This window comes from Pelagimonas sp. (genome assembly GCF_050633425.1).
Lineage (GTDB): Bacteria > Pseudomonadota > Alphaproteobacteria > Rhodobacterales > Rhodobacteraceae > Pelagimonas.
In genome coordinates, this window is record NZ_JBOEGM010000046.1 from 1 (window position 1) to 10,402 (window position 10,402).

Annotated in this window: 8 protein-coding genes and 1 pseudogene; 7 read left to right on the forward strand and 2 right to left on the reverse strand. The window is 54.5% G+C overall.

The features are described from left to right. The first annotated feature begins 118 nt into the window (after window positions 1-118). From ACRBB0_RS25910 to ACRBB0_RS25925, 4 genes and pseudogenes are all read left to right on the forward strand, one after another. Window positions 119-751, forward strand: coding sequence for a tyrosine-type recombinase/integrase (locus tag ACRBB0_RS25910; RefSeq protein ID WP_431377364.1), 633 nt, complete (start codon window positions 119-121; stop codon window positions 749-751). Between the two features lie 249 nt (window positions 752-1,000). Further along, complete coding sequence (locus ACRBB0_RS25915; protein ID WP_431377365.1) at window positions 1,001-1,273, forward strand: hypothetical protein; 273 nt, start codon at window positions 1,001-1,003, stop codon at window positions 1,271-1,273. Between the two features lie 75 nt (window positions 1,274-1,348). Beyond that, window positions 1,349-1,450: pseudogene (locus tag ACRBB0_RS25920) on the forward strand (integrase); the annotation flags it as partial. Window positions 1,451-1,756: 306 nt separating this feature from the next. Next, window positions 1,757-2,557, forward strand: coding sequence for an N-acetyltransferase family protein (locus ACRBB0_RS25925; RefSeq protein ID WP_431377366.1), 801 nt, complete (start codon window positions 1,757-1,759; stop codon window positions 2,555-2,557). A 232-nt stretch (window positions 2,558-2,789) separates the two neighbouring features. On the opposite strand, the gene ACRBB0_RS25930 is transcribed toward ACRBB0_RS25925, so the two are convergent. Then, on the reverse strand, window positions 2,790-5,120 hold the full coding sequence (locus tag ACRBB0_RS25930) for an ankyrin repeat domain-containing protein (protein WP_431377367.1): 2,331 nt from the start codon (window positions 5,118-5,120) through the stop codon (window positions 2,790-2,792). 853 nt (window positions 5,121-5,973) lie between these two features. Here ACRBB0_RS25930 and ACRBB0_RS25935 point away from each other — a divergent pair. The 3 genes from ACRBB0_RS25935 to ACRBB0_RS25945 all read left to right on the forward strand — a co-directional run bounded on the left by ACRBB0_RS25935 (window position 5,974) and on the right by ACRBB0_RS25945 (window position 8,876). Continuing rightward, window positions 5,974-6,225 carry a hypothetical protein gene (locus ACRBB0_RS25935; protein ID WP_431377368.1) on the forward strand — a complete coding sequence of 84 codons (252 nt, stop codon included), beginning with the start codon at window positions 5,974-5,976 and terminating at the stop codon, window positions 6,223-6,225. A gap of 392 nt (window positions 6,226-6,617) precedes the next feature. After that, window positions 6,618-7,121, forward strand: coding sequence for an antirestriction protein ArdA (locus tag ACRBB0_RS25940; RefSeq protein ID WP_431377369.1), 504 nt, complete (start codon window positions 6,618-6,620; stop codon window positions 7,119-7,121). Window positions 7,122-7,202: 81 nt separating this feature from the next. After that, a complete protein-coding gene (locus ACRBB0_RS25945) occupies window positions 7,203-8,876 on the forward strand; it encodes a ParB/RepB/Spo0J family partition protein (protein ID WP_431377370.1) in 1,674 nt (557 codons plus the stop codon). A gap of 105 nt (window positions 8,877-8,981) precedes the next feature. On the opposite strand, the gene ACRBB0_RS25950 is transcribed toward ACRBB0_RS25945, so the two are convergent. Continuing rightward, on the reverse strand, window positions 8,982-10,402 hold a 1,421-nt coding region (locus ACRBB0_RS25950), incomplete at its 5' end, for an AAA family ATPase (protein ID WP_431377371.1).

Below are 10,402 nucleotides of genomic sequence, written 5' to 3' on the forward strand. Positions count from 1 at the left end.
CATTCGTCAAACTGGGCTCCTTTCGGACCTTAGCTGCATTTGCACATCCATATGATATAATGCGACGTCAACGTCTGGTTTTCGCTGTGGGAGGGTATGGCGGATCGGAGGGTCTATCATGCAAACACCAAACTTACCGGCCATTCGCGCGCTTCGGCCCGCTTGGAACAAAGGACGCATCGTCGGTCAAAAGCTCCCGCTGAAGCCCAAGCATGTCTGGGCAATACGCGTGCGGCTCGAGTTGGCGGAAAACCATCGAGACCTTGCCCTGTTCAATCTGGCTATCGACAGTAAATTGCGCGGCTGTGATCTCGTCCGGATGAAAGTCGCAGATGTAATGGCGTCAGGGCAGATCAAAGCGCGGGCGTCCGTACTGCAAAGCAAAACCCAAAAACCGGTTCGGTTTGAAATTTCGGAAGGTACGCGGGCATCGGTCGCAAAGTGGATGGAAGACCCCCTGATGGTCGGGTCCGAATTTCTCTGGCCTGGACGTTTCCACGAGCGCCTGCACATCTCAACGCGCCAATATGCACGGATCGTGCGGGACTGGGTTGGGTCCATCGGTTTGGAAGTTACAGCTTATGGCACGCATTCAATGCGACGGACGAAGGTCACACAGATTTACAAGAAGACAGGCAATCTGCGTGCCGTTCAATTGTTACTGGGTCACACCAAGATGGACAGCACAGTGCGATATCTTGGCGTTGAGCTTGAAGACGCCTTGGCAATTTCGGAGGCTATTGAAATCTAAACCTTCGGGCCGTTCGTAAGGGACGGCCCATTGCGGCCATGGACCATTGCCCTTCAATGCTGCGCCAGCAACCCGCATTGCTGACATTCGCTGCGGCTGCGAGGTTAGGTTGGGTTAATACTCGCATTTGTAGTGCACAAGTGAATGCGTGGTCTGCATTGAAGTGGGTTGGTTGAAATCTTTTGAATGCAACCCAAATATAGAGGGTGTCAAAGTCGCACAGAACCAAAAAATTCATTGGAGGACCTCATGGCCGGGATTGGCGAACAAGCTGAGATTATTAGAGAGGGCAAGGAGGCCGGTATGGCCGGCACCGCTACTGGCGGAGTTGTTGGAGGAAATGTTGGCATGATGGCCGGAGCCGCTGCTGGTGCTAAGGTTGGAGGCGCTGTTGGATTGGTGGCAGGTCCAGTTGGTGCCGCCGTCGGAGGCGCGGTCGGTGCAATGGTAGGAACCGTCGCCGGTGGTGCAGGCGGTTTCATTGCAGGTGCCACTGTTGGGCAGGAATTTGACGAAAAGTAAGTTCGCCTAAGTCGGCGATCTAGTTGTAGCAGAAGACGGTCTCGTCGGGGCGGCCGAAAGGCGAGTTTGCCGGTTTTTCAGATCCTGTTGGGGCTCACTATGACGGACAGCACAGTCAGGTATCTTGGGGCCGAACTCGAAGACACCTTTGCAATAGCCGAAGCTATTGAAATCTAACTTTGAAGGGCCGTCTTCATGGACGGCCCAAAGCGGACCTTCGACACACGTTCGGGATGCTGCTGTCGCAGCCCGCACTCCTGCCATTCGCCGCGCCTGCAAAATTGGCATTTGATCGAACGCACAATCTGCGGGACAAAGGGGGCGTTCGCCGCAATGTCGCGTATGTCTGTTTGGAACAACCCAGCCAAGAACACGGAACTCGATGATATCCGTTTGATTAGAAGATGACCTCAACGACTTGCGCGTCGAGCCAAAAACCGTTCTTTGCGTCTGTGCGCATCCTGGGGTTATGAAAGCACGAAGATGACACGAATTATTTCGTTTTCCGGATCCGGCCTTGAATTGGGTGCTCTGCATAGTGCCATGCTCGCCGCGTTTTCTGACTATATCGTTCCGTTGCAACCAGATGCAGACGCGTTCAAAGCGGCGCTGGCCTCGAGAGGTTTTGACCCCGAGGCGTCCTTTGTCGCCATCGATGATAATGAAGTCATCGGGTTTTGGAACGTCGCGACGCGGAACACCAAACGGTATCTAATAGGCAGCGGAACACGGATTGAGCAAAGAGGTCGGGGATTGGCGTCTCGTTTGGGTAAGGCGGCGATACGTGCGGCCGAGAATGCCGGGATCGAGAGCTTTTGGCTTGAGGTTATCAAGGGAAACACAGGCGCTGAGCATCTCTATCGGAAGCTGGGATTTGATGTGACCAGAAAGCTCGACTGCTATCGGCTTGATCATCCGTCTCCTGATCTATTTTCATGCAAATTGTCGGATTTCGACACCGTTGCCAATGCCATTCAGCGGTATTCGACTTGGAAGCCATCTTGGCAAAACGCCACGGAATCCATTTCCGGCGCACAGATGACGCCCTTCTTGCATGAAAAAGGCGGAGTCATCATCGGCGCAGGTGGCCTCGTGCATCAGATTGCTGCCAGCGAACCCTCGGCTTTGGAAGACCTCCTCGCTGCGGCAGCCACAGTCGGCTCGCTGACATTGGTCAATGTCGATTCCTCTGACAATGCCTTGTGCTCTCTTTTGCTGAAGCTTGGGGCTGATCGCTTTATCGTTCAGTCTGAAATGTGCCTGTCATTGCCATATGTCGCTTAGCGGTCGTTCGAGCCCGACTCTGTATCAAGCAGTTTGGGCGCAATTCGGTCATTCTCCGCCATGCAGCATGCCTGCCTTCGGGATCGATTTTGGCTGACACCCCCGGCCCAAAGCCGACTTTGGCGATTGTTGCAACTGAAGTCCGCTTAGCGCTCAAATATCCGCCGCAAGTCGTGGGAAGGATATATTTAACTGCCTATGGAAAGCGCTCTGATCAAAAATATGCCGCCAGCTATTCATCCAGGAATTCTAACGCCAACTCCGCAATCCTCTGAAAGCCCTTCCGTCCAGCGATCTCGTATCCCTGAATGGCATACGCCTTGCGCTTTGCCTTGAAATTATCGGAAGCTTTCTGAGCCATCTTGTATGCATCAGCTAGCTCATCTTGTCCGATTTGATATGTGGTGCATGCCAATCTCATCTCGAAGATCGTTGCACGACCAAATTCTGCGGCAAAAATGGCAGGTGTCTTTCCTGTGTACGTCTGAAGCGTCGGGTTCGCGCCCGCAGCAAGGAGAATTTCAAAACATCGATCAGCTCCAACCTTGGCTGCTGAATGTAATGCCGTCCGACCAAGCGCGTCTTGCGCATCGATGTCTATATGACGGTCCACGAGTGCTTTGACCATGTTGGCATCTTTTCGATCGGCCGCCAACATCAGTGCAGTCTGTTGCAAATAGTCTTGCGCATCCAAAACGTCTGTGGGCAGCAAGCTGACCAGCCTTAAATGCGTGGCGGCCATTGAATTGGCCAATTCATATGGTTCTTTGGGGATCCCAGAATAGGTTGGCATTTGCTGCATCGCACATAAAAGATGCGACACCATCTTTGATGTCACAGTGAAGAACGTGTCGCCACGAACATCTCGCAACTTGCGCTTTAACTGGCCGTCAAACTTCTTTTTGAAGGAGCTCACCCCCACCTCTGAAGCGCCGGAGAAAAGCAAACCTGCGTATGCGCGAATGATCTCTGAACTTTCTTGAAGCGGTGCCTCGATTTCCACCCCTTCATACGGGCGAACAATGTTGCCCCAGAACCAAGCCGAGTGATCTGCGGCAGCCAACCGCATTGAATAATCGATCGGGCCTTCGCCGAGTTTCCAGCGAGCTGCATCTCGAGGCTGGACTGATTTGCAAAGAATTCGAAAACTTCGTTCTGCACTGGCACGGTTGAACGCATCCTGAGCAACAGCCAGCGAGAAGTGAAGCTTTGCGATATCCAGTTTCAGTGGCCCGATGGACCGCGTCAAACAGAGCCCTAGAGCCTCCTCGGCATGATGGCGCGCATCCTCGAAATTTCCCGAAGACAGGGCGTGCAGGGCATGAAGATAAACAATATCTGCTTCGAACTCTTCAATGTCCGGCGACTTTCGGAGCTTTGCCAAACCTTCGGCAACTTGAATCTGACGGGCGAGGTCTTTGCCCTGCAAAGCCACTCGGATGTGCTCAATGCTTTTCTGTGCTCTTTGACGCGGTTCTGCTCGATCTAAGTCAAACGTCAATGTGGCGGGCGATCTCAGCTTTGGAACTCCAAAAATATCAGGGAGCGTTTCGTCACAAGGAAGTGCCGCGAACACCCCGCTCAAAAATTCTGCCACCTGCTCAGCTGCCAAAAGTTTGCCAGAGCGATTTGGTGTAACCACACGAAACGGACCTTCCTTCACCCACGGTGGTAGCGCCTCAACGAACGCCTGATCGGCGGCCGCTGGGTTGGTGGGGTCCGTCGTGACAGTAGCCTCATGACTCCATCTGAAGAGCTCGATCAATTGCAACGCCTTGTTGCGCACAGGATCCGCATCGTTCGGAGCGATACCCGGCGTCAAGTAGCCGACAAGATCCTTGTAGGCTTGCTCAATCGCGCGCGCCCAAAGCAATAACGAGCGAAGCTGCGCTGTTGACAGATGAGCTTCATCTGAGCCCTTGTATGGAAATTTGTGATCGTCACAAAACCACTTCGCAATCTTGGCAATAGCTGGCGTCGTCCGGCCTGATTTCCAATTGTCGAGGGTACGTCGTCTTTCGTCGTCGTATTCGCCCCAAAGCCGATCCAAGGGGGCGTCGATCTGCTCTAACCACCATGACAAAACTGTCTCGACCGGCAAAATCAGACGAACTGGGTTTGCAAGGTCTTGACGAGGCAAGAACCAAAGATCGTCTTCGGGCATCCGAGGTAAGAGCGGCTCATCTTGACACCAAAAACCCCACGTTCTGCCAAGCGCTGGTGCAACGTCGAACGCAAGAAGCACCCAAAGAACCTGCTGCGGAGTTGCCGAATATGTCCGCGTGTGAAGTTCAAGCGCATCCAGACATTCCATCTGCTTGTAGACCTGTTCAAATGCATCGCCCCAAAGGCGTGATGAAGCTTCGAGCCCCCAAGACTGTCGAAGCAGGTCAAGTAACTCAAGCGTTCGGTCCGTCCCTCCCACCAAACGCATCTCCGAGTGTGCGTAGCGGCGGCGTTCTGAGTGCTGCCATTTGGGCGCGCAAAACAATGACACGACGTAAAGGAGTGCGGAATGTGAGGTCGGGAGTTGAGCTATCGGCTGAGTGTCGGACACGGTCACACCTCGGCTCGTTGACGATGCAACCTGGATAGTTCTGCTTTCACGTTCCGGAACGCCCGTCGATTGCTAGGCGTTCGCGAGAATACCAATAGGCCGCCGCCTTCCAAGAAAAGCTTGGCATGCTTCTTGCCGGAGACATGCCGCGCACCGGACTTAACTTCCTTTGCAATCACTTTGTTCAATTCTTTGTCTTTTGAATAATACACTTTGCACCTCAATAATGGGATGGCGGTGCAACCACCATCCCAATCATTTCTTTCAAGAGTTATTGTGGCCGAGCCTTTTGCAGCAGCATTTTGTATGCCGTGCAATACTGGCTACAGGCTCCTTATTTCCCCTTAGGCGGATTGTTTCCGCGACCGAGGCCTGACTCGTTCCCGGTTGTTGACGGGCCGTTTATAGGGCGTGGGTTTGACATTTCACTTCCTTTTCGTTGATCTAATTTCTGCCTCGCAACAGAATGTCGCGTGGCATGAGAAAGAGATAATCGAAGGCGCCCCCATCGGTGAGGAAATCAGGAATACAGTCGCATAACTGATGGTGGAGCAGTAAGAATCGATAGCCTCAAACTCGCCAACTCTGACCTGCGGCGTTGCGGTTCGTGCTTGGCTGATTAAGCTGAGAAGCTGCCCCGCTCTACTGTCGGTCTAGTTCTTGGCAAGCGCTCCTGGCCAACAGCGCAACGAGAACCAGCTGTATCCATAGCGGTCATTCGTTCGCGCCGTAGCGAAGGTCCGGTTTCCGCCCTCTATACCATACAAGTGTATGATATCAGGAATATATTCTTGCACGCACGCACATCTTTGTTCTATTAATGTTCTAGTTCATTAACTGTATTTAGTAAGGAGATTTTATGAGTGAAGAACCAACAAATAACCAAAGAGCCGCTTTGAACAAACCTTTCATGTTGGGTTACACGGTGAGTCCTTCGGGTGACAGCGACAAGTCTTATTGGAGCAAGATCGGTGTGGCTTGGGCGCATAAGGATGGCCAAGGGTTCAATGTCCGCATGGATGCTTTGCCTGTCGATGGAAAGCTGGTGTTGCGGTGTGTGCCGGAAAACCATGACGACACTGGTGAGTTGTTTGAACGAGAACCGGTGTAAGTAATTCGATTAGTTCCCTTGGGAAAAGGCGTGGCTTTGGCTGCGCCTTTTTCTATTTGGGCGCATCCGCAGGCGGAACGGGCTTTCGTGAACCGAACCTGTCTTTGACAGTTTCGGCCATGCGGCTTCAATCCCTTGCGCTCCGGTTGTCACCGGCGTTTTTGCGGGGCAGCAAGCCGCCCGTACTTGGGGCGCTGCCCCTAGCGCATTTCAAGCAAAACAGATCGAAGAGATACTTGCTTTGACGGTTTCCAGCGCGAGCGCTGGAGCCTCCGTCAAAGGCAGAGCATCTTTCGCCGATTTTCCTTTCCATTTGCACCCCCGCTCTCGCCGAGGGGCAAGGGTTGCAAGCGCAACCCCTCCCTCAGGGAGGAAGAAGGAAGGAAAAGAAAATGACACAGTTACATGCACAACCCTATGACCTCGCAGCCAGCGGATTCTATTTTGAGACTGCCGAGGAATATACCGAAAAGGCCGCCAAGCTGCGGAACGATTACGGCGATCCGGTCGAGGAATTCGAAATCCAGTTTATCGACGGGGAGCGGATTGATTGTGCTTTGGCGGCGGCAATCGGCCTTTATCAAAGCAACATCACGCAGTTCTTCAAAGCAGTTGAAGATTGGGATGACGATCAGAAAACCCGTGTAATCCTTGCTGTCGCCGAATGCGGTTATGACTTCACAGCTGACACGCAGCCAGATGATTTCGATTTGGAGATTTACCCTGTCGAAACCCTACGCGAGCTTGCCGAGCAGTTTGTCGAGGAAGGCTTGTTTGGCGACATCCCCGAGCGCCTTCAATTCTACATCGACTATGACGCCATCGCCCGCGATTTGGGCATGGACTACGCCGAAGCCGAGGTTGCCGGAACCCGTCTGATTTACCACTGCGCTTGAGGGGGAGTGCAGCCCCAAGCCGCTCTGCCTGAGCGGTTTCAGGGTGCAATCCCGCATCGGAAATTTGAATGGAGAATAGACATGACCCTGCAACATATTGAACTTGAACTGCTAACCGTATCCTCGCTCAACGTACGCAAATTCGGCGCGAAGGACTGCGACGACCTTGTATGCAGCATCCGCGCTCTTGGCGTACTGCAACCGCTTTTGGTGCGTGTTGTTGATGAAGGCTTTGAAGTCATCGCAGGACAACGCCGCCTGAACGCCTGTCGCATCATCGCCGAGGACAGCGACATTGATCCAATCCCATGCTTGATCATGAGCGAAGGCGATGATGCTAAAGCCATCGAAGCCAGTCTTGCCGAGAATATCGAACGTCTGCCGATGGACGAGGTCGATCAATACAAAGCCTTTGCCAAACTGGTCAAAGAAGGCCGCGACGCAGACGATATCGCTGCCACCTTTGGCATTACACCGCGCATGGTGACCCAACGCCTCGCGCTCGGGCGGCTGCATCCGCCGATACTGACAGCCTATCGCAAAGGTGCGATCCATGCGGGCGACATTCGCAATCTGACCATGGCAACGCCCAAGCAGCAAAAGGATTGGTGGGCATTGATGAAAGACGAAGATGCCTATGTTCCAACCGGGCAACGGCTTAAGAACTGGCTCTTTGGCGGGGCGCATATCCCGACCGAGAACGCCTTGTTTGATGTGGAAGAAAGCGGGCTTGCCGTTGTCTCTGATCTGTTTGGTGAAGACAGCTACTTTGCCGATTGCGAAGCGTTCTGGGCATTGCAGAACACCGCAATCGCCGAGGCCGTAGAGGCGTTCAAAGCCAAGGGCTGGGCGGATGTGATCGTGATGGATCAAGGCGCGTATTTTGCCAATTGGGATCATCGTAGCTGCGCCAAAGAAGACGGTGGCAAGGTCTTTGTTACCGTTTCCAATCAGGGCGAAGTGACGTTCCACAAAGGCTATATCACCAATGCCGAGGCAAAACGGCGCGAGAAAGCTGACACCGCACCCGTCGAGAAACCGGAACTTACCAAAGCCGCGCAGAACTATGTTGATCTGCACCGCCATGCCGCCGTGCGCGCCGATATGTTGGGGCAGACAGGTTTGGCCTTGCGATTGATTGCGGCGCATATGTTGGCGGGATCATCGCTGTGGCAGGTTGAACGTGACCCGCAGAAAGCTGCAAAGCCTGAAATTGCAGAAAGCCTTGAGGCCTGCTCAGCGCAGCAATCCTTTGAAAAAGAACGCAAAGCCATCGCGGAATTTCTGGACATCGAAACAGCGCAAATCCTGCCCGAGCGCGGCGAGTGGTATGTGACCCGTCCCGACATGGGCAAGACGTTGACCCACCTGATGACGCTGGCAGACGATGACGTATTGCGTATCCTGACCTTCCTCATGGCGGACAGCCTATCGGTTCATAGCCCTGTGATCGACGCTCTGGCGCAGACGCTTGGCACGAAGATGTCCAATCACTGGCAACCGGAAGACACCTTCTTTGCCCTAATCCGGGACAAACAGGTGCTGAATGGCATGATCAGAGAGTTCGCAGGTACAAACGCTGCCGCCGAACACATCACCAGCACCGCCAAAGTGCAGCGTGATATCCTGACCGCCTGTCTGAACGGCAACCGCAAACCAGCCGATCCCAACTGGATGCCGCGTTTTATGTCTTTCCCGCAGGGCAGCTATCGAGAGGAAGCAACGGAAAAGCTAGACCTCCAAGATGCCGCGTAACGAAGAGGCCGCCTCGTTGGGGCGGCTTTTATCTGTCATGGGCCTCAAAATTTGCGCGGTCAGCCCGTTGGGCTGCCCGCATTTCCGTCCGAGCCGGAAAAAAGATTACCCCATGGATGGGCCGGATCGAACTGGTCCGTCGCGTTTGCGATGGTCGCGATCTGGTGCAGCCCGCGCCCAAACGGGTCTGTCGCCACGGTCCACAAAGACCTGCAACTGATCGCGGTGGCGGGTCATGGCGACGTAGGCGAGGTGGTGATCCATGCTGCGCGAGGCGAGCACATAGGCGTGATCCACCGTCGCCCCTTGGGATTTGTGCACGGTGACCGCATAGCCGTGATCGAAGCTTTGATAGCTCTGTGGGTCGAACCGCACCTTGCGCGGCTGATCGCCGTCGAGGCGGATGCAGAGTTCCTCTGGCCCGGCCTGTTCGACCGTCCCAAGCATCCCGTTTTTGACGCCCAAGTCTTTGTCATTCCTGCCAAAGACCAACCTGTCACCCGCAGCGAAGGCGCGTTTGCCTGTGTCTGTTTGGTAAAGCAGTTCAGTCGGCGGTGTGTCCTGATCCTCGCGCAGGGCTGCGCGAATGGCTTGGTTCAGCGCAAACACATCCCTGCGTTTATGGGCAAAAGCCAGCCGCGAGACGCCGTCGCTATTCACCGCGACATCCATCCTGTAGGCCTGCACCAGATGATCGATGGTGTCGTCACGGTCGTTGCTTTCAGAAACCGCATTGCGCTCCACATAAAGCTTGAGGGCTTTGTCTGAGCGTCCCTCGGCCAGCTCTTTCGAGGCCTGTTTCTGCCAATCCTCGCGCTGACGATGGATCTCGGTCAGTTGCGCAGCGCCGTGTTGATCGATCACGTCTCGGAAGGGTTTGCCTGCCTCGATGGGCTGCAACTGATCGGGATCGCCAACTAGCACCAGTTTTGCCCCGATCTCATCCATCTTCGCCGCCACACGCGCCATCTGTCGCGTTCCGATCATGCCCGCCTCATCAATGACCAGCACTTCGCCGGATTTGATCGGTTCATGCCCGTTCTTCCATGACAGCTCTAGTGACGCCAAAGTTCGGCTTGGTATGCCCGAGGCCTCTTGCAGCCCGTCCGCAGCTTTGCCCGCCAAAGCCGCGCCATGCACGACAAATCCTTGGCGCTGCCATGCATCCCGCGCCGTATCAAGCAGGGTGCTTTTGCCAGCCCCGGCCAGACCAACCACGCAGGACAGGCGATTTGCGCTGAGGATATGCTGTAATCCTTCGCGTTGTTCCGCGCTCAATTGCCCACCAAAAGCGCGCTTCATGCGCCTGTCTTGATCCGAGATGGCATTGCCAACATGGCGCTGATCCACTGCGAAACCGGTCTTGTTTGTGAGGTCATTCGTGGATTGGTGCAGGCTGACTTCGGCGGCGCGGTAGTCCCGCGTGGTGAAGCGCGGCAAAGACCCCCTGTCCAACCGGATCAATTCCGGCGACTTCAGGGCTTTGGCGGCGGCGTCCTGCAACTCCGCTGGTTTGTCGATGCGTT

Coding starts and splice junctions, on each gene's coding strand:
- ACRBB0_RS25940 (WP_431377369.1), top strand. CDS start 6,618: ATGACACAGTTACATGCACAACCCTATGACCTCGCAGCCAGCGGATTC.
- ACRBB0_RS25915 (WP_431377365.1), top strand. CDS start 1,001: ATGGCCGGGATTGGCGAACAAGCTGAGATTATTAGAGAGGGCAAGGAG.
- ACRBB0_RS25945 (WP_431377370.1), top strand. CDS start 7,203: ATGACCCTGCAACATATTGAACTTGAACTGCTAACCGTATCCTCGCTC.
- ACRBB0_RS25925 (WP_431377366.1), top strand. CDS start 1,757: ATGACACGAATTATTTCGTTTTCCGGATCCGGCCTTGAATTGGGTGCT.
- ACRBB0_RS25910 (WP_431377364.1), top strand. CDS start 119: ATGCAAACACCAAACTTACCGGCCATTCGCGCGCTTCGGCCCGCTTGG.
- ACRBB0_RS25935 (WP_431377368.1), top strand. CDS start 5,974: ATGAGTGAAGAACCAACAAATAACCAAAGAGCCGCTTTGAACAAACCT.